18 protein-coding genes and 1 pseudogene are annotated in these 21,373 nt (G+C 52.9%); 12 read left to right on the top strand and 7 right to left on the bottom strand.

Annotation, left to right across the window (positions count from 1 at the left end):
- Window positions 1-431 precede the first annotated feature (431 nt).
- The 5 genes from B4113_RS13890 to B4113_RS13870 all read left to right on the top strand — a co-directional run bounded on the left by B4113_RS13890 (window position 432) and on the right by B4113_RS13870 (window position 5,843).
- Entirely contained in the window at window positions 432-1,430 is a 999-nt protein-coding gene (locus B4113_RS13890) for a LacI family DNA-binding transcriptional regulator (RefSeq protein ID WP_033843656.1), read from the top strand.
- A gap of 224 nt (window positions 1,431-1,654) precedes the next feature.
- Complete coding sequence (locus tag B4113_RS13885; RefSeq protein WP_033843657.1) at window positions 1,655-2,734, top strand: Gfo/Idh/MocA family protein; 1,080 nt, start codon at window positions 1,655-1,657, stop codon at window positions 2,732-2,734.
- Window positions 2,735-2,852: 118 nt separating this feature from the next.
- A complete protein-coding gene (locus B4113_RS13880; RefSeq protein WP_033843659.1) occupies window positions 2,853-3,602 on the top strand; it encodes a ThuA domain-containing protein in 750 nt (249 codons plus the stop codon).
- Complete coding sequence (locus tag B4113_RS13875; RefSeq protein WP_033843661.1) at window positions 3,599-4,753, top strand: Gfo/Idh/MocA family protein; 1,155 nt, start codon at window positions 3,599-3,601, stop codon at window positions 4,751-4,753. The genes B4113_RS13880 and B4113_RS13875 overlap by 4 nt, the downstream gene beginning before the upstream one ends.
- Before the next feature lie 118 nt (window positions 4,754-4,871).
- A complete protein-coding gene (locus B4113_RS13870) occupies window positions 4,872-5,843 on the top strand; it encodes a sugar phosphate isomerase/epimerase (protein WP_033843663.1) in 972 nt (323 codons plus the stop codon).
- 723 nt (window positions 5,844-6,566) lie between these two features.
- Here B4113_RS13870 and B4113_RS13865 read toward each other — a convergent pair.
- Window positions 6,567-6,899: a hypothetical protein gene (locus tag B4113_RS13865; protein ID WP_033843665.1), complete on the bottom strand. Its 333-nt coding sequence runs from the start codon at window positions 6,897-6,899 to the stop codon at window positions 6,567-6,569.
- A gap of 68 nt (window positions 6,900-6,967) precedes the next feature.
- Window positions 6,968-7,429: a CBO0543 family protein gene (locus tag B4113_RS13860; protein ID WP_033843667.1), complete on the bottom strand. Its 462-nt coding sequence runs from the start codon at window positions 7,427-7,429 to the stop codon at window positions 6,968-6,970.
- 236 nt (window positions 7,430-7,665) lie between these two features.
- Between B4113_RS13860 and B4113_RS13855 the strand changes: the two genes are divergently transcribed.
- Both B4113_RS13855 and B4113_RS13850 read left to right on the top strand, forming a co-directional pair.
- On the top strand, window positions 7,666-7,992 hold the full coding sequence (locus B4113_RS13855; RefSeq protein WP_033843668.1) for a nucleoside triphosphate pyrophosphohydrolase: 327 nt from the start codon (window positions 7,666-7,668) through the stop codon (window positions 7,990-7,992).
- Window positions 7,985-10,432: a DEAD/DEAH box helicase family protein gene (locus B4113_RS13850; RefSeq protein WP_033843669.1), complete on the top strand. Its 2,448-nt coding sequence runs from the start codon at window positions 7,985-7,987 to the stop codon at window positions 10,430-10,432. The genes B4113_RS13855 and B4113_RS13850 overlap by 8 nt, the downstream gene beginning before the upstream one ends.
- A gap of 419 nt (window positions 10,433-10,851) precedes the next feature.
- Here B4113_RS13850 and B4113_RS21015 read toward each other — a convergent pair.
- From B4113_RS21015 to B4113_RS13830, 3 genes and pseudogenes are all read right to left on the bottom strand, one after another.
- Window positions 10,852-11,040, bottom strand: a pseudogene (locus B4113_RS21015) (transposase); the annotation flags it as partial.
- Window positions 11,041-11,707: 667 nt separating this feature from the next.
- Entirely contained in the window at window positions 11,708-12,172 is a 465-nt protein-coding gene (locus tag B4113_RS20670) for an exosporium glycoprotein BclB-related protein (RefSeq protein WP_231559826.1), read from the bottom strand.
- 529 nt (window positions 12,173-12,701) lie between these two features.
- Complete coding sequence (locus B4113_RS13830) at window positions 12,702-13,802, bottom strand: glycosyltransferase (protein ID WP_033843673.1); 1,101 nt, start codon at window positions 13,800-13,802, stop codon at window positions 12,702-12,704.
- A gap of 325 nt (window positions 13,803-14,127) precedes the next feature.
- On the opposite strand from B4113_RS13830, the gene B4113_RS13825 reads away from it, so the two are divergent.
- From B4113_RS13825 to B4113_RS13810, 4 genes are read left to right on the top strand one after another with little or no spacing between them, the layout of a single operon-like run.
- Window positions 14,128-14,757 carry a YhbD family protein gene (locus tag B4113_RS13825; protein ID WP_033843675.1) on the top strand — a complete coding sequence of 210 codons (630 nt, stop codon included), beginning with the start codon at window positions 14,128-14,130 and terminating at the stop codon, window positions 14,755-14,757.
- A 3-nt stretch (window positions 14,758-14,760) separates the two neighbouring features.
- Window positions 14,761-15,465 carry a polymer-forming cytoskeletal protein gene (locus B4113_RS13820; RefSeq protein ID WP_033843676.1) on the top strand — a complete coding sequence of 235 codons (705 nt, stop codon included), beginning with the start codon at window positions 14,761-14,763 and terminating at the stop codon, window positions 15,463-15,465.
- 5 nt (window positions 15,466-15,470) lie between these two features.
- A complete protein-coding gene (locus B4113_RS13815) occupies window positions 15,471-16,193 on the top strand; it encodes a polymer-forming cytoskeletal protein (protein WP_033843678.1) in 723 nt (240 codons plus the stop codon).
- Window positions 16,194-16,208: 15 nt separating this feature from the next.
- Complete coding sequence (locus tag B4113_RS13810) at window positions 16,209-17,720, top strand: MDR family MFS transporter (RefSeq protein WP_033843680.1); 1,512 nt, start codon at window positions 16,209-16,211, stop codon at window positions 17,718-17,720.
- 517 nt (window positions 17,721-18,237) lie between these two features.
- Here the strand turns inward: B4113_RS13810 and B4113_RS13800 are convergent.
- Both B4113_RS13800 and B4113_RS13795 read right to left on the bottom strand, forming a co-directional pair.
- Window positions 18,238-19,356, bottom strand: a complete 1,119-nt coding sequence (locus B4113_RS13800; RefSeq protein WP_033843682.1) for an acyl-CoA desaturase — start codon at window positions 19,354-19,356, stop codon at window positions 18,238-18,240.
- 334 nt (window positions 19,357-19,690) lie between these two features.
- On the bottom strand, window positions 19,691-20,104 hold the full coding sequence (locus B4113_RS13795; RefSeq protein ID WP_031408908.1) for an EamA family transporter: 414 nt from the start codon (window positions 20,102-20,104) through the stop codon (window positions 19,691-19,693).
- A 321-nt stretch (window positions 20,105-20,425) separates the two neighbouring features.
- On the opposite strand from B4113_RS13795, the gene B4113_RS13790 reads away from it, so the two are divergent.
- Window positions 20,426-21,286, top strand: coding sequence for a Cof-type HAD-IIB family hydrolase (locus B4113_RS13790; RefSeq protein WP_033843683.1), 861 nt, complete (start codon window positions 20,426-20,428; stop codon window positions 21,284-21,286).
- The last annotated feature ends 87 nt before the right edge of the window (window positions 21,287-21,373 follow it).

Raw genomic sequence — 21,373 nt, 5'->3', positions numbered from 1 at the left:
ATACACGCCCAACGTATGCCCAAATGCCTCTCGTCCCTTTGGTATCAAGGGATGAGAGGCATTTTGTTTGCCTAGTGACTGTCGAACTCGGGTCGAAACGGGCGATGAAAAACCGCTGATTCCCTTCATTCATGGGAAAATCAATCAGTGAACAGCAGGATCGATGCAGCAAGGCTTGTCTCATAAGTCCGGTGAAAAACGGCTGCCACGAGCAACTCAGCGGCATTTCGCCAAAAAAAGAAGGCTGATGTCGCCGGTCTTTTCTAACTGAGAAATAGATCGACATCATAAAAAAACGTTTTTTGTCAAGTACATTTTGCCCTAAATCACCAACGTTCTAAGACAGATGGAAAAAACAATGCTTGACAACCAACCAGCCTTTTCGATACGATGGAGATGTAATCGATTACATAGATGAGAGGACAAAACGAATGGCAAGCATAAAAGATGTAGCGAAACGGGCGAACGTGTCGACGGCGACCGTGTCGCGCGTGCTGCGCAACGCTGGCAACGTCACCGAAGAGACGAGGCAGCGCGTGCTCGAAGCCATTGAAGAGCTGAACTACCAGCCGAACGTGCTCGGCCGGTATTTGCGTCGCATGGAAACGGAAACGGTGCTCGTCGTTGTGCCCGATATTACGAATCCGTTTTTCTCGAAAGTGTTGCGCGGCATCGAAGCGGTCGCTCTCGAGCACGGCTATCAAGTGCTGCTTGGCGATACGCAAAACGATGCCCGGCTTGAGGAGCAATATTTAAATGTGCTGCCGCAGCGGCAAGTCGACGGGATGATTTTTTTGACCGCCCGCATCCGCAAAGAGCTGATGGAAGAGATGGCGCGGCAGTTTCCGATCGTCCTCGCGTGCGAGTATTTGGAAGGGACGGACATCCCGACCGTGTCGATCGACAACATTAGCAGCGCCCGCAAGGCGACAGAACATTTGATTCGCCTTGGCCATCGCCGCATCGCCCACCTGTCCGGGCCGATGAACATCATTTTGAGCCGCGATCGGCTGCGCGGCTACTACCAAGCATTGGCGCAGCATGACATCGATGCCGATCCAGCGCTCGTGCAGGAAGGCGATTTCACTTATGAATCCGGCTATAATGTCACATTGAAGCTGCTCGCTCTCGAAGAGCCGCCGACGGCGATTTTCGCCGCCAACGATGAGATGGCCATTGGGGCGATCAAAGCGGTTCGCCATCGCGGCGGCCGTGTTCCGGATGATGTCGCTGTCGTCGGGTTTGACGATATTCAAATGGCCTCGATTTTTGAACCGAGCCTCACGACGATCGCCCAGCCGATGTTTGAAATCGGCCAAAAAGCGATGGAACTTTTGCTTCAGCTGATCGAAGGGGGCGATGTCGGCCGCCGCCAGTTTGTGTTGCCTGACCGTCTCGTCGTTCGCGATTCATGCGGGGGAAGCGCTTGAAGGAGTGAAAGCGCTCCCCTACAACAGCCGGGCTCGGCTGTCTCGTTTTTGGTGATGTAATCGATTACATCGCAAGCGATGCTGCTTCAGATGATAAGCAACAAAAGAGGCTGATCGTCGGAAAAGATGCATGGGCAGCGCGCTCTGCCCTCCACCCGGGGATGAAACTTGGGTCAGTTCGGCATTTTCATCAGAAATAAAAGGAAAGGCAAGGGGGAAATCATATGGAACGCGCACGTCCAATCCGCCTCGGATTGATCGGGGCTGGCGGGATTTCCAAAGAACATCTTCAAGCGGCGCTCAAACTTCCGGAGCGCGCCGTTTTGCAAGCGATTTGCGACGTCAACGAGCAGGCGGCCGCGGAAAAAGCGAAAACGTACGGCATTCGCGACGTGTACGGCGACTACAAAGAGCTGCTCGCCTCGCCCGATGTGGATGCGGTCATCATCACGGTGCCGAACTTTTTGCATGCCCGAGTGGCGGTCGACAGCTTGCGGGCCGGAAAACACGTGCTTTGCGAAAAGCCGATGGTGACGAAAGCGGAAGAGGCGGACGCCATCATCCGCGCCCGCGACGAGTCGGGAAAACAGTTTATGGTAGCGCTCAACAATCGATTCCGCCAAGCGGCGCAATGGCTTCATGAGCGAATCCAATCCGGCGCGTTCGGCGAGATTTATTACGCGAAAACAGGCTGGGTGCGCCGCCGCGGCATTCCCGCATGGGGGGCATGGTTTTTTGACCGTGAGCGCTCCGGGGGCGGCCCGCTCATCGATTTGGGCGTCCATATGCTCGATGTCACGCTCTGGCTGCTCGGGAATCCGAACCCGGTTGCCGTGACCGGGAAAACGTACGCCAAATTCGGCCCGCGCCATCAAGGAGCATGGCCGGGGACATCGTTTGTGCCGAACGCTGCATATACGGTCGAAGATTTTGCTTCCGCGTTCATCCAGCTCGAAAACGACGCGACGGTGCTCCTTGAGACGAGCTGGGCGTCGCACATTGAAGAAGAGCGGGCGTATGTCGAGTTTCTCGGCACGGAAGGCGGCGTGCGCTGGGAGTGGAATGTGGCCGGCAACCGCCAAGAAGTGAAATGGTTCCGCAATGAATCCGGCGTCCCGGCTGATGTCACGCTCCATTTTGACGATCAAGGCGAACGGGTGGCGCTACTTGACCATTTCTTAACGAGCATCGCCGAGAACACAACGCCGCTTTGCACCGCTGAGCAAGGGCTTACGATCGCCAAAGTGTTGGAAGCGATTTACGAATCGTCTGAACAAGGGCGGCAAGTCCGCCTCGAATGGTGAGAAACGCTCCATGAATCGCGCTGGCGTCCCAACGAGTCGCGAACATGGAGAAACATTCCAAAAAACACTCCGCCTAGCCGCGTACAGGCAGGCTGAAAAAACAAGGGGGAGCGAACGGATGACCACACCGATCCGCGTCGTCGTTTGGAACGAATTTCGCCATGAAAAAAAAGATGAACAAGTCAAAGCGATTTATCCGGAAGGGATGCATGCCGTGATCGCGAGCTACCTGGCTGAAGCCGGGTTTGACACGGCGACCGCTGTGCTCGACGAACCGGAGCACGGCTTGACCGACGAGGTGCTCGACCGGTGCGACGTCCTCATCTGGTGGGGGCATATCGCCCATGATGAAGTGAAAGATGAAGTGGTCGAACGCGTCCACCGCCGCGTGCTCGAAGGAATGGGGCTCATTGTCCTTCATTCCGGCCATTTCTCGAAAATTTTCAAAAAGCTGATGGGGACGACATGCAATTTAAAATGGCGCGAAGCCGATGAAAAAGAACGTCTCTGGGTCGTCGCCCCGGGCCACCCGATCGTCGAAGGGATCGGGCCGTACATCGAGCTCGAGCAGGAAGAAATGTACGGCGAGTTTTTCGATATTCCGGAGCCGGACGAAACGATTTTCATCAGCTGGTTTGAAGGCGGGGAAGTGTTCCGCAGCGGCTGCACGTTCACGCGCGGGAAGGGGAAAATTTTCTACTTCCGCCCTGGCCATGAAACGTACCCGACGTACCATCACCCGGACGTGCTGAAAGTGATCGCCAACGCCGTCCGCTGGGCCGCGCCGGTCAACCGCGGGGAAATCGTCTTCGGCAACGTCAAGCCGCTGGAACCGATCAAAGCGAAACAAGGGGGAGTGACGCTGTGAAACCGATCAATGTCGGCATCATCGGCACCGGCTTTTCCGCTTCATCCCATATCGAGGCGCTCCGCCGCTTGCCGTTGGTGAACATTGTCGCCATCGCCTCAAGCAGCCAAGAAAAAGCGGAAGAAGCCGCGCGCCGGTTCGGGATTCCGAAAGCATACGGCGACTACCGGGCGCTGATTGACGACCCGGACGTGGAAGCGGTCCATAACTGCACGCGCAACGTCTTGCATTTTCCAATCAACAAGGCCGTGCTCGAGGCGGGGAAACATTTGTTGTCGGAAAAGCCGCTCGCCATGGACAGCGAACAGTCGGCCGAACTGAAACAACTGGCGGAAAAAAGCCTAGGTTTGAGCGCTGTCTGCTTCAACTACCGCCATTATCCGCTTGTTGCTGAGGCGAAAGAGCGGCTCGCCCGCGAAGCGAAGCGCGTCCATTTCGTCTATGGCGGCTATGTGCAAGATTGGCTGCTTTATGACACCGACTACAACTGGCGGCTCGACCCGGCGCAAAACGGCCCGTCGCGCGCCATCGCCGACATCGGCTTGCACTGGTGCGACACAGTGCAATACGTGCTCGGCAAATGCATCGTCGAAGTGTTCGCCGATTTGCGCACCGTCCATCCGGTTCGCTACAAGCCGAAACAGGAAGGAAGCACGTTTACATCCGGGCGCGCTCAAGACGCTGAACCGGTCCAGATTGATACGGAGGACGGCGGCAGCGTGCTCGTCCATTTTGACGACGGCACCCACGGCGCATTCACGATTTCCCAAGTGAGCGCCGGCCGGAAAAATCGGCTCTATTTTGAAATCGCCGCCGATGCCATGACGCTCGCTTGGGACCAAGAGCACCCGAACCGTCTCTGGGTCGGGCGCCGCAACGGCCCGAACGAAGAAGTCGTCCGCGACCCGGCGCTTTTGTCGCCGCGCGCCGCCTCGCTCGCCCATTACCCGGGCGGCCATGAAGAAGGCTGGCCGGACGGGCTGAAAAACTTGTTCCTGGACTTTTACAGCGCCATCAGCCGGAAACAGCGCGGCGAGGCGCTCGGCGAGCTACCGTTCGCGACGATCGCCGACGGCCATCATACGATGACGATCGTTGACGCCATTTTGGAAAGCCACCGGACGAAACAATGGGTGCGGGTGGCGGAATAAACAGCGTTGGTTTGGACGCCGCCAGCACGGGCGCGAACGGCGCGCCAAAACGAAATGAAACGTTGGGGCCGGCCGCCGACTGACCGGCCCTACACGGCAAGAAGGGGGAGAAAAACAAATGAAAGTAGGCGTATTTACCGTCTTGTACCAACAGTTGCCGTTTGAAGACATGCTCGACAAAGTGGCCGCGATGGGCATTGAAGCCGTCGAGCTTGGCACCGGCAATTACCCGGGCAGCGCCCATTGCGATCCGGACGCCCTGTTAGATCAGCCGGACAAAATCAAGGCGTTGAAAAAAGCGGTTCACGACCGCGGACTTATCATCAGCGCGCTCAGCTGCCACGGCAACCCGCTCCATCCGGACAAAGCGTTTGCGAAACAATCGCATGACACGTGGCGGAAAACGGTCAGGCTCGCCGAGCAGCTCGAAGTCCCGGTCATCAACGCCTTCTCCGGCTGCCCGGGCGACCATCCCGGTGCCAAATATCCGAACTGGGTCACGTGCTCCTGGCCGCCGGATTATCTGGAAATTTTAAAGTGGCAATGGGACGAAGTCGTCATCCCGTACTGGCGCGAAGAAGCGGCGTTCGCCAAGGAGCACGGCATCACGCAAATCGCCTTTGAAATGCATCCGGGCTTTGTCGTCTACAACCCGGAAACGCTCCTCAAACTGCGCGAGCACGTCGGCGAAGCGATCGGCGCCAACTTCGATCCGAGCCACCTGCTTTGGCAAGGCATCGACCCGGTTGAAGCGATCAAACTGCTCGGCCGCGAAAAAGCGATTTTCCACGTCCATGCGAAAGATACGTACTTGGACGAAGCGAACATCCGCAAAAACGGCGTGCTGGATACGAAGCATTACAGCCAAATTCTCGACCGCTCGTGGGTGTTCCGCACTGTCGGCTACGGGCAAAGCGAAAAACGGTGGCGCGACATCGTCAGCGCCTTGCGCGCCGTCGGCTATGACTATGTGCTCTCCATTGAACACGAAGACATGCTCGCCTCGATCGACGAAGGGCTGTCCAAAGCAGTGGCGCTCCTCAAACACGTGCTGTTCAAAGAAGAACTGCCCGAGATGTGGTGGGCATAAACAGAAGGCGGCAAGGAACAGGGCTCTTTGCCGCCGATCGTTTTTTGCGCTAGAAGGTCGGTCATTTAGTGCAAAATACTACCGATTTTATCTGTTTCTCAATTAGAGAAACCTTGCAGAGCGAGCTTTCTTTTCTGAATGAAAATGCCGAACTGGCGTGAGATTTTCATCCCCGTGTGGAGGGCAGGCCGCGCTGCCCATGGATCTTTTTTGAATGAAAATGCCGCCGATTCGTGTGTGACAGCGGTTTCCCCACCCTCCTAGAAGGCCGGTGAAGAACGGCTGTTTCTTTTGAGCAATGGGGGAGCGTTTGAAAGGCGATCCTAATGCGACAAGGCTTTTCTATTTGCGAAATGAGCTTGATAAGCGGCTTGCCCCTTCAATCCCCCTCCTAGAAGGGTGGTGAAAAATCGCTGATTCCCTTCATCAACGGAAGAATGATTGAAAAGCAGGCCGGATACAACAAGGTTTTTCTAATTGAGAAATGACATTGGAAAGCTGTATACCCCGTTAAATCCCCCTCCTAGAAGGTTGGTGAAAAAACAGCTGGTTCCCTTTATCAATGGGGAAATGCGTGAAAAGCAGGACCGATGGATTAGGGTTTTTCTAGTTGAGAAATGCCGTTGCAAGGCTGTATCTAGGATGAAATCCCCCCTCCTAGACACGCCTTCCTAGAGCCGCTCGCGTTCTCCCGAAAAGGGGCGGAGCGATGGGGCTACGCTCTTACCCAGCGAGCGCCGCTTGGCGGCGAATGCGCCCTTTCATGAACAGAAGCTGATGTCCGTCGACGGTCAAATCGATCATCGCCCCGGCGAGCACCTCGTGTTCCGACTTCCGCTCATTCGCCTGCAAATACGCGACCCGATACCACTTTCGCCCGTATTCAAAGTACATGTACCGCCCGCGGCGGAAATCGATCCAAAACTTCACCGTCTCCCCATTGACCGTCTTCCAGACATACCCCCACGCCCGGTCTTGGCGAATTGGCGCCATTTTCGGGCGCGCTGAATTGACCGCTTCGTAGTACAACCGATGTTTCACGTCAAACAGCATCACGATTTCCCGTCCCCTTTCCAATAGGCTGATACTTATATGTATAGCCCTTCACGAAAAAATAGACATGCCTATTTCTCCGCCTTCCCTATTACCCGTCCCGCAAGCAGCCGGACGGCGAACGTTAAGAAAAACATGGTGACGAAAGAGTACCCCCATGTCCAGTGGCGGTACTCAATCAAATCCGTATACCGCTCAAATACTACCTCTACTCCCGTCAACACCGCCGCATACCCCGCACATTGCGCCGCCACGCCCAACCAGCCCGAACGCCTTGATGTCGCATACACATAGACGCTAACGACCGGATAGAGAAGATATTCAAAAATGACACTATTGTCCGTATAAGCGGCCAAAAACCGAACTGGATACTCGAGCAGCCCAGCCCCAGCCACGATCGCGCCAAAAAAACTCGCCGCATACGCATTGAGCAAAAACGAGATCGACACTTCCCGCAACGACAACAAGCGGAAACTAAACAAAAGCAATCCGATGCCCATTGCCACGAGCAGCCAAAGAACGAGCCATTCCATACAAGCCTCCACGCACAGAAACTGTCGACTTTACCCCAATCACGTTGAGTTTCCTTTAGTATGGCACGGAGGAGGTGGGAGTATGTGAAGTTTTTGGCCTAGCATTTTATAACACACAGTTGATTTAGCCAGAAACAAATAGTCCTTAGGACAAGGGTCTTCTGCCTGTTCTTTCTATGAAAAAAAGGCGAGATTTTGTAAAATAATCGTATAGTCTCGTAGATGGAGGAATGGATATGCCGATATACAATAAGCTCGTTCGCGACCGCATCCCAGCCATTATCGAACAAGCCGGAAAAACGTTCACTACTCGCATACTCGACGCGGAAGAATATAGGAAAGAACTACAGAAGAAAGCGTTTGAAGAGCTTGAGGAGTATGTTCAGTCAGCGACCGACGAGGCCGCCCTCGAAGAGCTTGCGGATGTGTTGGAAATTATTCGTGCCTTAGCCGCATGTCATGGCGCTTCGATCGAACAAGTGGAACAAATCCGGACGAAAAAAGCAGAAGAGCGCGGCGGCTTCCGTGAAAAAATTTTTTTAGTCGAGGTTCATGATGAGTAAAGTCGAGTTGATTTCCCGGTGGCTCATTGACAAGCTGCAGGAACAAATAGGCCGCTCATCGACGATATACATATTGACGTCGTTTGCCATGAAATCCGGTGCCCGCCTATTGAAGGACAGTTTGCGGGTAGCGGCAGAGCGGGGTGCAGACATCAAAATTTGTGTTGGCGATTATTTGTTTGTCACCCAGCCGGAAGCGTTGCGTGAACTGATTTCGATTCATCCTGACATCGAAGTGCGCCTGTTTAGAAGTGATGGGATTTCGTTTCATCCGAAGGCTTATCTGTTTGAGGACAGCAAACAAGGCTACTTTATCATCGGGTCTTCTAATTTATCTCATTCAGCTCTCACAGACGGCATCGAGTGGAATGTGGGGCTGGATAAAAGTGTTGATGAAGATGTATTTGCTGAAGCGATGGAGCAGTTTTTAAAGCTGTTTTACGCTCCGGAAACGGTGGCGGTCAACGCCGAAACGATCGCTGACTACGAAAAACAGTATCAAGATAATCACCAACGCCATCCCAACTTATCTCGTACATGGGCTGAGAGAGAGGAAATCGAGTTAATGCTTCCGTCGGAAACGGAAAAGAAGCAAGATGGAGAGACGGCGGACAAGGCCGATGTTGTTCATGAAACGACGGCGCCCTATGGAACGATTCAGCCGCGCTTTGCCCAAGTTGAGGCATTGGAGCGGTTGGAAGCGGCCTATGAAGAAGGATACGATAAAGCCATGGTTGTCATGGCGACCGGGTTGGGAAAAACATACTTGGCCGCTTTTTTTGCCCGCCGTTTTTCGCGAGTGCTGTTCATCGCCCATCGCGAGGAGATTCTTCGTCAGGCAAAACAATCGTTCGAACGTGTGATCCCGGCTCGAACGGCGGGTATATACGACGGCAATCAAAAAGACGGAAATGCGGATATGGTGTTTGCCTCGATCTTTACGCTGAGCATGAAAAAACATTTGCTTTCGTTTCGTCCTGACTCATTTGACTTGATTATTGTCGACGAGTTCCACCATGCGGCGGCTCGCTCATATGAGCGCGTCCTTCACTATTTCCGGCCGGAGTTTTTGCTTGGTATCACCGCCACCCCAGATCGGAATGACAATAAAGATGTGTACGCGATTTGCGATGGAAACGTTGCCTACCGCATAGACTTTATTGAAGCAGTGCAGCGCGGTTGGCTTGCGCCGTTTCGCTATTATGGTGTGTACGATGACACCGATTATTCGCAAATCAAATGGCTCGGCAGCCGCTATGATGAGAAAGAATTGCTTCAAGCGCAGCTTCGCGAGGAGATGGCGGAAAACATTTTGCGAGCATGGGAGCAATATAAGAAAACAAGAACACTTGTTTTTTGTTCATCGATTCGGCAAGCCGATTTCTTGTGTGAATATTTCCGCCGCCATGGCTACCGAACGATCAGTCTTCACTCGAAGCAAACAGACATCCCGCGCCAACAGGCCATTGCCATGTTGGAACACCGTGAACTGGACGCTATCTTTACCGTCGACTTGTTCAATGAAGGGGTCGATATTCCTTCTGTCGATACCCTTTTGTTCGTGCGGCCGACGGAATCGTTGACCGTCTTCACCCAGCAAGTCGGGCGTGGCTTGCGGCTGTATGAGGGCAAGGACTACTGCGTGATTATTGATTTAATCGGAAACTACCGCAATGCTGATATCAAACTGCGCCTGTTTGATGCACAGCGGGGCGAAACGAAGAAAAAAGCGAGGGAATCCGTTGTGCCAACGGTTCCGGAACCATGCGAACTGCATCTTGATGTCCAAGCCATCCATCTTCTCGAGGAGATGCAGAAAAAACGCCAACCGCGCAAAGAACGGCTGCTGGCCGATTACAGACAGCTCAAGCAAGAGCTTGGACGTCGTCCGAGCTACATGGAGTTGCACTTACACGGCAGAAGTGAAGCAGCGGAATATAAATCAGAGTTTAAGTCGTATTTTGGCTTCCTTTATTGGGCCGGGGAGCTGTCAGATTTAGAGAAGGAAGTGTTTCTCAAGCATGAACCGTGGCTTGTTGAGGTTGAGCGGACGGTAATGTCGAAAAGTTATAAAATGGTTGTCTTAAAAGCCATGCTCGAGCGCGGACCTTCGGGCTGGCATGAGCCCATCACTCCGCAACAAGCGGCACCGTTCTTTCACCAGTATTTAACAGAAAAAGAATACCGGAAGCGCATCGATTTTTCCGATGGGGAAACGAAATGCCTTTGGGAGTACGATGAGGAAAAGGTAAGCAAACTGATCGCCCGCATGCCGATGACGAAATGGAGCGGCAGCTCAAAGGGACTGATTTCTTTTGTAAACAATGTGTTTGCGCTCCAATTTTCCATCGCCCATGAACATGAAGAAATGTTGTACAATTGGACGAAAGAAATTTGCGAGTATCGGTTGCATGTGTATTTTGAGAGGAAGGAGAAATGAAAAAATTGATATATACACGTTGTTTCATTGAATGTTAAAAATCTGCAGTGAACCTCATTTTGATGGATAAATGGGGAAAACCTTGATTTATCAAGGAAAGTACCTCATTATTTGTATAACATGGAAAACACGATTACCGCTTTACTGCAAAATAAGGTATAATGGGCTGTGTAGGCGATACCCCAAATTGCCTACTGCATCAATAATTTTGCTTTGTAGTCGACAGGGGTTTTGTCTGAACGTAGAGGAATTTAAACAAAAGATTGTTTTCATACAAAACAGTTTATTGCAACTCACATTTCACACCCTAGCAGAATGGAAAGAAAGAACTTTTTATTTCGTTTTTCAAAATACCATTTCGACCAACACGACTAGCGATGGCAATCCTTTTTTACCATCGCTAGTCGTTCCGTATGACGTTACACGTCAATGCTCTCGTCCATGCCCAATCCCTGCAGGGTCCTTCGCTGATCAGGGGTGAGCGCTTTCCCTAACGCGCGTTGGATGTGCCCATCCGGCAGCTCCAGTAGGACGACTTTCACATACCGGAACAACTGAAAGATCGCCTGATCGGGCGGGCGGGTCAGTTTCCGGTATCCCAAGCCCTTTCATAGCGGCCGCTCAAGATATCCAAGTGATTAGACCGACAACGTCGCTGGCTCGAGTTGGGCATTGTGGATTCACGGGAACCAGATGATCAATCAACTGTGGAATGTCAAGATCCTTGAACAGGGTGCTTATTATATTCAAATAAGAACTTTCATAAATGGCCCGAATTCGAACGTCCATGATGGGCAAACTCCTTTGCTTTCCTTGGGTGTCAAAAACATAAATTTCACTTCATTTCCAAAAGAAGTATCCCGCCTCAAGAAAACGTGAAGGATGCACCCAATGAGGAGGCGGGAGATGGATGTTGGTAGGCTTTCATCAATGAATAGGATCATCTATGGGTAGAACGGATGTCTTTGGAACGAAGGGAAGCGGAACGTGTTCTGGTGTGCGGGCTTACCGTTCGACCGATATGCACAAGTCGCTTGAAGCCCCCGCCACTAAGCGAAGCGTAGGTGGCCGGGGCACAGAAACTTGGCCACAATGATTTGAACGTAATTATGGGTTGTCATCAAAAATAGCGCAAATGGTGTGAAGCCAATGGAAGTTTGGATGATTGGGTCGGCGAACAACGGGTAAGATCATTCTGGTGAAGTGAGCGGCAAACTATTTTCTCTGTCTTGCTGCAGGACGACGAGTAAAGATGTGGCCAGCGGCACATGAAATCTAATTAATGGCTACCCCTGCTCCAGCGTATCCAGTGACAGAAGCGGCGATAGAAAGCCCGGAAGTGGTGGTGAAAAATACCATGAGTAATCGATCTCCCGTATTAACAGGGATGTTTAATCCTGTGACAATTCCTGCGGCATTTTGCGGTGCGGAGATTGGGAATGTAATGATTGGAGCCAAGGTGACGAACGTGCTGGGAAGGGGAGAAAATACGTTGCTAGATGGGGAAGTAGCGATATAAAGTTGAGCGCGAATTGTAGCTGTTCCTAAAAGTGCTGTGCCTGTGGTAGCCGAAAAGTTAGCTGCTACAGCGGTAATGATTCCAGAGCGTGGAACAGTAAAAGCGATGTTGGATGTGCCGCCGAGGTTTATAGTTCCTCCAATTAAACTGATGTTGGAAGTTGCACTCCCGAAGCCAATTAAGCTCGCTGTATCGGCTAAACCTGCTACGGTAGCAGTCAAGACCACAGTGTTTCCAGATGCAAATGGGATGATGGCGCCAGCACCAGCAGGCCCTGTGGGTCCCGTGGGTCCCGTGGGTCCAGCAGGTCCTGTGGGTCCCGTGGGTCCAGCAGGTCCTGTGGGTCCTGTGGGTCCAGCAGGTCCCGTGGGCCCCGTGGGTCCAGCAGGTCCTGTGGGTCCCGTGGGTCCAGCAGGTCCTGTGGGTCCTGTGGGTCCAGCAGGTCCCGTGGGCCCCGTGGGTCCAGCAGGTCCCGTGGGTCCTGTGGGTCCAGCAGGTCCCGTGGGCCCCGTGGGTCCAGCAGGTCCCGTGGGCCCCGTGGGTCCAGCAGGTCCCGTGGGTCCTGTGGGTCCAGCAGGTCCCGTGGGTCCTGTGGGTCCAGCAGGCCCTGTGGGTCCCGTGGGTCCTGTGGGTCCTGTGGGTCCATATAATTTTATGATTGGCGTCTGGATACAGCATAAAGGGGAAAGACATTTTATCCGAATAGGATGGCGGTTAGACAAATAACAAAACCTCCTTATCATTAAAGTGTTATTGATCCGTTTGAGGGAACGTACTATGGATAGAAAGGATAGACTCTAACAAGCATTGATTGTGCAGCACGTCTGGATGATCGGGAACATATTCCTTGGCTTTTTCATTATGTTTGTATGCCAGTTCATATTCACCTAAATAGAAGTAGCATACACAGAGTTGCAAGTGGGGAAGCCAAGTCCAGCAAGCGTGATGAATGAATCCCCAGCTGTCGGAGGGTATCGTCAGTTGAGTTGCTAAATTATACCAGAACACTGCAAGGCGATATTTTTTCTTCTTGAGAAAATAGTAACCTAATCGGCAGCAACACTCAGCGCGGGGGGTGTCGTATTCAAAAGATTGGTACACATATCGTAGCGCTTGTTTTTCATCTCCAAGTGCATAAAAACAATCCGCTAGTCTTCCACAGGCTGCGATGCAATCTTCCACCCATCCTTTTTTTGTTTGCAAAAATTGTTCATAATATGAGATAGCTCGCTCATATTGTTGTTGGTCGAATAGCTCATTGGCGAAGTAAAACAAATCCCTTGGTGATAGTTCCTTTCCCTGTGCTAGTTGTTTTTCGTAAATTTTTAAATTTCGATCGGAATGATTATGAATTGGTTGATGAAGCACCGTGATGTCACTGTTAAGAATCTTTCCCCATACTTCTAAGTATTCATGAACCATGCCATGCCATCTGAAATGATTGGAACGCTTGACTAGACGGTTGCGCCGAACGCTGGAGATGGTTGTCCCGCGTTCATCTCTGGCTAGGCTGTAGATCATAGTTACAGAATCGATATCAGATGGAAGTGTGCATTTCAATGAAAGAAATTTTTCTTGGTCTTCGCTCAATAGCACGTCGTCAGCATCCAACCAAAAAATATAATCCATTGTAGCATGAGAAAACGCGAAGTTTCTGGCGGCGGAAAAATCATCATTCCAAGGAAAATCGATGATTCGCGCTCCGTAGCCTTGAGCGATTTCTTTAGTGCGATCAGTGGATCCTGTATCCACAATAATGATCTCGTCCACTAAATGTCGAACGCTATCTAAACAGCGGGCAAGCACGCTTTCTTCATTTTTGACAATCATGCAAAGGCTGATGGTGATCATCCATCTTGCACCTCTCTTTCAACGATGGATAACGGTGTGTTTAATCATATGAAACGTACAACAAAGTGCTTATGCGAATGCCATGTGTGATTTTGGAAATCGGGAAATGGGCTAGACCGTGAGGGGATACATGTGGGAGTGGAAAGGGGAAGACTCAGGCATAATGTCCTATACGTAAACATGAAAAAGAAAGGGTGTCCCGTCCAATTTTCTTGTCTTGATTGTCAGGTGAGGCGACAATGTTTTTTGGAAAGGATGATCTTTTTTTATTTACAACGTAACAATGTTATGTTACATTTATGGTTGTGAGGGAGGTGAGCTGCTCATGGAACAGGAATTGATTTCGAAAAAAGAACTGCTTGAGCTGACCGGCATTTCATACGGTCAGCTGTATCGCTGGAAGCGGAAAAAGCTGATTCCGGAAGAATGGTTTATTCGCAAATCGACATTCACTGGGCAGGAGACGTTTTTTCCGAGAGAAAAAATCTTGGCTCGCATTGAGAAAATCAAGGAGCTGAAGGATGAGCGGTCTCTCGATGAGTTGGCGGCGATGTTTGCCCCTGATCCGGCGACGGTCGTCATGACGAAAGAAGAAATCGTAAAACGTCACATTGTTTCGGATGTCGTGCTGCAATTATTGAACAACCAGTTGAGCGATCGAAACGACGTTTCGTTTGTGCAGCTTCTTTCTCTTTATCTTGTTGATCGGCTGCTTCTTTCCGGCGAGATCAGCATGGAAGAGGGAAAAACCATATGGAAGATGTTTGAGAGCCATTATCCAAAACTGCAAGGAAAATCATGCGAGCTGATCGTCCTCCGTAAAATGGGAGTGGCGACTTGCTTTTTGGCGGAAGGGGCAGTCAACTTGTACATCGAAGAAGGAGCAAAGCTCGCAGCGCGGCTGCATGTGCCGGCATGCATTGAAGAGTTAAAGCTGAAGCTTTCGGAGGGATGAGAAATGGAGCGGCGTGATTTGGTCATTGCCGGAACGGGGCATGCGTCCGGCGGGCTGTACAGCTTGGTGAAATTATCGGGGAATGGAAAGCTGTATGGCGATCTCGATTGCTTGGAGATGCAAGTGCAAGGAAATGCGACCGTCGAAGGAAGCGTGAAAGCCAACAACGTTCATATTGCCGGGAAAGGCCATGTGACAGGTGGGATGGAGTGCGAGTGGATGAAAGTGAGCGGGAGTGTGAAAATTGGAGAACATGTGCAATGCCAGGAGGCGACGGTTCGCGGCCACGGCTTGGTGAAAGGCTCATGCACGGCGGAGACGATCCGTGTCCATGGCGAGCTCGACGTTGGCGGTGACTGTTCGGCCGAGCGGATGGAGGTCGAAGGGCATTTCTCCGTTGGCGGGCTGTTGAACGCAGGCTATATCGAAGTAAAGCTGTTTGGTCCGAGCCGCGCTACGGAGATCGGCGGGGAAACGATTATGGTAAAGAGGCAAGGAGGTTCGCTGTTCAAAAAATGGTTTTTTCCAGCGGAGTTGACCGCCGATGTGATCGAAGGGGATGTCATTCATCTCGAACATACTACGGCGAAAACGGTGCGCGGCAACCGCGTGACGATCGGGCCGGGATGTCACATCGAGCGGGTCGAGTACCGAGAAGCATTGGAATGCGATGAAGAGGCGAAAATCGGAACCATAGAGAAAGGGTGAGAACGATGGCGGCGAGAAATTTGACCATTAACGGATCGGCGTTTTCGGGCGGCGGCACGTTCCATCACGTGACGGTCCGCGGCGATGCGACGATTCGCGGCGATGTCGAATGCGACCGCTGCAAAGTGTTTGGCTCGGCAGACATGAAAGGAGCGCTCACCGCCCGCCAGCTTCGCCTGTTTGGCCAAGCGAACATCGACGGTCCTGTGCGTATGGAGAAAATGGATGTGTTCGGGGAAGCAGACATTCGCGGCCATGCCCATCTGCAGCATCTTCAGCTGCGCGGGATGGTGCAGGTGGAGGGGAACGTGGAAGCGCATGCGATTCGCGGCTATGGCGAGCTGTCGGTGTCGGGAAGCTGCGAGGCGGAAAAGGTCGCGTTGACCGGCGTCGTGCGAGTGGGACAGACGCTGAATGCCGAACAGGTGGAATTGTCGCTCTATTTTGCCGACAGTTCGGTCAAGGAAATTGGCGGCCGGACGATTTCCGTCAAGCGAAACAAAACGTGGAACGCCATTCACTGGCTGACGCGTTTTTCTTCCTTATCCGCCACGTTGGAGGCGGACACGATTGAAGGCGATGAGATTTATTTGGAATATACGAAAGCCGCGATCGTCCGGGGAGAGCGGGTGACGATCGGCCCCGGCTGTGAGATCGGGCTTGTTGAATATCGGGAGGCGTTTGCCCAAGACGAACATGCCATGGTGAAAGAAAAAAGACAGAGGTAGAGGGAGAGGGAACGGATGAAGAATAAGGAAACGAAAACGGGATTGGTCGTGATCGCGCTGTTGCTCGGCATTTTTGTCGCCTCGATGGACAATACGATTGTGGCCACAGCGATGGCGACGATTGTCGCCGATTTGGGCGGGCTCAAGCAGTTTGTTTGGGTGACGTCGGCGTATATGGTGGCCGAGATGGCGGGGATGCCGATTTTTGGGAAATTGTCCGACATGTACGGACGGAAGCGATTTTTCTTATTTGGCATCATCGTGTTTTTAATTGGGTCGGTGTTGTGCGGCATGGCGCAAACGATCGTGCAGCTCAGCATTTTCCGCGCCATTCAAGGCATCGGTGGCGGGGCGCTCGTGCCGATCGCGTTTACGATTATGTTTGACATTTTCCCGCCGGAGAAGCGCGGGAAGATGGGCGGGCTGTTTGGTGCGGTGTTTGGCTTGTCAAGCATCTTTGGCCCGCTGCTTGGCGCGTATATCACCGATTATCTCAACTGGCGCTGGGTGTTTTACATTAACATTCCGCTTGGGATTGTCGCGTTTTTCTTGCTTTGGATCTACTACCGCGAGTCGCCGAAGCATGCGAAGCAAAGCATTGACTGGCTTGGCGTGATGACGCTTGTTCCGGCGATCGTCTGCCTGATGTTTGCGCTGGAGCTTGGCGGCCAGAAGTACGCGTGGGACTCGGCCGTGATCATCGGGTTGTTTTCGGCGTTTGCCTTGCTCTTTCTCGTGTTTTTGTATGTAGAAACGAAAGCGCAAGAGCCAATCGTCTCTTACCATATGTTTCGCGAGCGCCTGTTTGCGTCAACGACGTTGGTCGCCTTTTTCTCCGGCGCGACGTTTGTTGTCGCCACCGTGTACATCCCGATTTTTATCCAAGGGGTGACGGGCGGTTCGGCGACGAATTCCGGATTGATTTTGTTGCCGATGATGCTTTCGACGACGGTATCAGCCCAGCTCGGCGGCTTTTTGGCCGGGAAAACGAGCTACCGCAACGTGATGTTCGGGTTTATGTTGCTGTTTACGGCTGGGATCGGGCTGCTTGGCACGATTGATGAGCATACCACGCGGCTTACGGTGACGTTGTACATGATGATTGTTGGGTTAGGGGTTGGAGCATCGTTTTCGGTGCTCGGCATGGCGGCGATCCACCATTTTTCTGAAGCGGAACGGGGAGCGGCCAGCTCAACGAACTCGTTTGTCCGGTCGCTCGGCATGACGGTCGGCATTACCGTGTTTGGCATCATTCAGCGCAACTTGTTCACCGATCAATTGGCCGAGCAGTTTCGCGGCATGGCGCAAGGGGCCCATGGAGCGAATATGCACGATCCGCGCGCGATGTTGTCGCCGGAAGCGCGGGCGCACATCCCGGCCCCTGTGCTCGACCGTTTGACCGAAGCGCTCGCCTCGTCGATTGCCGATACGTTTTTATGGGCGCTCCTCCCCGCGGCGCTGACGATCGTTTGTGTGCTGTTGATGTCCAACGATCGGCTCGCTGCGCCAATGAGGATGAAAGAGTAAGAGAGGGGGAAAAGGGTGTCTCAAACGATGCGGGACACCCTTTTCATCTAGGAGGCTGGTGATTCACTTGCGCAACCGTTTCTTGAGTAGAAAAAACTTGTTGCGTCAGCCTCTATGTTCACGCGTTCCATCATCGATCAAGGCCACCAACCTTATCGGCAAGTAGGAGAAAGGAAAGAGGGGGCCTACAAGCGGTGAGCCCCCTCTTTTTCACTGCCTATCTGTATCCGCTCCACCAAGAAAACGTGTCTCGGAAGTTGTTGATTTAATCTTGGATACAGTTTTGCAATGTGATTTCTCAATTAGAAACCCCTTGTTGCGTCGGTCCTGCTTTTCATGTGTTCTCCCATTGAGGAAGGGAATCAGCGGTTTTTCATCAGCCTTCTTGGCCGCATGTCGCGGTCGTTTCGCCCGGTTGCAGATCGGCTTGCGCCCGCCAGCGCTTTCCCCGGCGGCGGGTGCAGCGGCATCGGGCGCTGATGATTCCGGGAATGGCACATCGTTTGGTGAGCGGTTTTTATGCCTTGCCCGCTCCGGACGCGTTTTTCCATTTTGCCTTCCGCGTTGCCGGCGATGCTTCGGCGTCTTCTTCCCGCCTGCGGGGCGCGATCTCATCGGGATCGAGTCCGTTGCCAAGCGTGCCGTACACATGACCTTGCTTCGGTTCGATGAGCTCATTGTGCTCGTAGTAGACGCGCGGCGTTTTCCAAAGCGCGGCCAGCGCTTTAGTCATCGGCATCTCGTGGTAGCGGTCCGGCCACATCTGTTTGATCTGCTCTTTCACGAGCGGGTAGTATTTTGAGCTCATCGCCGGAAAAAGATGATGTTCGGTATGATACGAGAAATGGAAGTGGAGAACATCCACCCACTTCGGCACGGTGACCGACAAGCTGTTCGCCAACGGGTCGTTGACCGGCACCAACGGATTGAGGCGGTGGTTGGTCGAAATGTAGCCCATGACGATCATGTTGGCGACAAGCAGTGGAAGCAAAAAGGCGAATAGCCACTTTTCCCAGCCGACAAGCCATAACAACCCGATCCACGTCGTCCACGGCAAGAGAAATTGACATAGGACAACGATGCGATTTTTCCAGCGGAAGTCTTGCCAAAACAAAACGAGCATCCGAATCGAGTGGACGGTAAACATCACCGACAAGGAGGCAAACGCGAAACTAGCGCGAACTGGGAACGGAATGCGGTAAACCCAGCGAAGCAGGCGGCTTTTCGCCAATTGTTCCATGCTTGGCCAGGCGTCAGGGTCTTTTTCTTCATGTTGGGTATGCACATGGTGGGTGGCGTTATGCCATTTTCGCCATAGCTTCGGCCCGGTGCAGAGCGGCCAAAAGGCGAGCGCCCCGAGAAGATCGCGCAGCCACGGCGTTTTGACGACCGTGCCGTGCAAAATTTCATGGCCTAAAAATCCTAGCGCCGCAAAACTGAAACCGAGCACAATGGAAATGAGGAGGTTCCATACAGGATGGAAGTCGAAAAGGGACACAGCGAGGATGCCGCCAGTGACTACCAGCAAATAAGCCAAACCTCCCAACAGACGGGATCGCACAGGCTGAAACGCTTTTTTCGGCAAATGCGGGGAAATTTTCGCCGCATACCAGCCGAACGGGTGAAAATCATTCATTCAAAAATCTCCTTCCACATCACTCTTCGCTCGATGTGCCGCGCGATCATGCAAGCGCGGGTTCATCGCCGCGACCATTCATTAGAATGAAGGTGATCAAATGCCGAGTGGCTTTTCATCATAGTGAAGACCATCATATCATCTTTTCCTTCGTCCTGTCTATAAAAAAGTAAAAAAATTGTGGCACCAAGCGAGAATGAGGCGTTTCTCCGTTAAACGGCGGGCTCGTTCGCGGAGCTTGGCAGGGGGTGGAGAGGAGGGCTAGGGCGCATCGTTCCCATGATGGCCGGCTGGCAGCCGGGAGGGAAGACAAGGCGCCCGCGAGACGGACGGGCTACAACATCATCAGCAACGTCCCCGCGGTGATGAGCAGCACCCCGATCACGACCTTTGCGGAGAGCGGTTCGCCGAGAAACATCGCCGCAAACAAAATCGTCAGCACCAAGCTCGATTTGTCAATGGCCGAGACGCGGGACACATCACCGATTTGGATCGCTTTGTAAAAACAAAGCCACGACAATCCGGTCGCCGCCCCGGACAAACATAAAAACCACCAGCTCTTGGGAGAGATCGATTTGATGCCATGGTGGGCGCCGGTCAACCACACGATGGCCCACGCGAGCACAAGCACGACCGCGGTGCGAATGGCGGTCGCCAAGTGAGAATTGACGTTTTCAATCCCAATTTTCGCCAGCACCGATGTCAACGCCGCAAACACCGCCGCCAACAAGGCGTAAACGATCCACATGGGCATCCCTTCGCTTTCATTGAGAATTTTTTTCATCTATTATACTATGAAAAGCGGGCAGATTTCACGTTTTTGCCATCACTTTGGTATAATAGGGGAGCGCCTATGAGGACGGCTCTAGGAGGCCGGTGATTTCGTGCAAAATACTACTGCTTCCACCTATTTCTCAATTAGAGAAACCTCGTAGAAACAGCCTTCTTTTCTGAATGAAAATGCGATGATTGGGGTGTGACAGCGGTTTTTCACCAGCCTTCTAGTGGAAAGCGAGCCCTTGGTTTACGGGCCGCGGTGTGGAGAACAGCGAAAGAGAGGGATGGATCGATGCTTATTGCCTTAGATATGGATGGAACGCTATTGAACGGGGAGGGGAAAATCAGCGAACCAAACCGAAAAGCGATCGCAGCCGCACAAGCGCAAGGCCATATCGTCGCCATCGTCACCGGCCGGGCGCGCAAAGATGCACTCGCCCCGCTTCGCGAGGTGGGGCTCGTCTGCCCGATCGCCAGCTTAAACGGGGCGATCGTCACGCTCGAAGACGGCACTGTCATCAGCGAGGCGCCGCTTGAGCGGGCGACGGTCCGCCCAGTGCTTGAGTGGGTGCGCGAACAGGCGGACTTGTATTGTGAGACGTACACGGGCGATGCGGTCTATGTCGGCTTGCATAACCGCGCTCAGTGGGAAGCGCTCGCTTCGGAGATGGCCGAGGCGGCGCCAGAGGTGAAATGGCTTGTGAACAAACAGTTCCAGCAGGCGCGGGTGACGTACGTCGACGACATCCGCACCGTGTGGGACGACCCGGAGCGGGTGATGTATAAGCTGCTGATTTTCGCCCTTGACCGCAAGCGGCTTCTTGATGCGGCGTCCCGTTTCGCCCTGCTCCCCGGCGTCACGGTCACCTCGTCACATCCGCACAACATTGAGATGAACAACGAACGGGCGACGAAAGGGGAGGCGCTCAAGCAACTCGCCGCCCATTACGGCATCGATATGCGCGATACGGTCGTCTTTGGCGACAGCCATAACGATTTGTCGATGTTTGGGGTGGCGGGCTGCCGCGTCGCCATGGCCAACGCCGCCCCCGAATTGAAAGCGAATAGTGATTTCGTCACCCTCTCCCATGAGGAAGACGGCGTGGCCGTGGGGCTTGAGCGGGTGTTGGCGCGGCGAGGAACAAGCCGATGACCTTCCCTAGCTGCACACCCCAAAACAGCCGCAAAAACGGCAGGGGTGTGCAAGCCTCTTTTTCTTTCGATTCACGAAACATGGTAT

This window comes from Geobacillus sp. B4113_201601 (assembly GCF_001587475.1).
GTDB classification, from domain to species: Bacteria; Bacillota; Bacilli; order Bacillales; family Anoxybacillaceae; genus Geobacillus; species Geobacillus icigianus.
The sequence above is the reverse complement of the archived record's forward strand: the minus strand, read 5'-3'. Positions and strand labels throughout refer to the sequence as shown.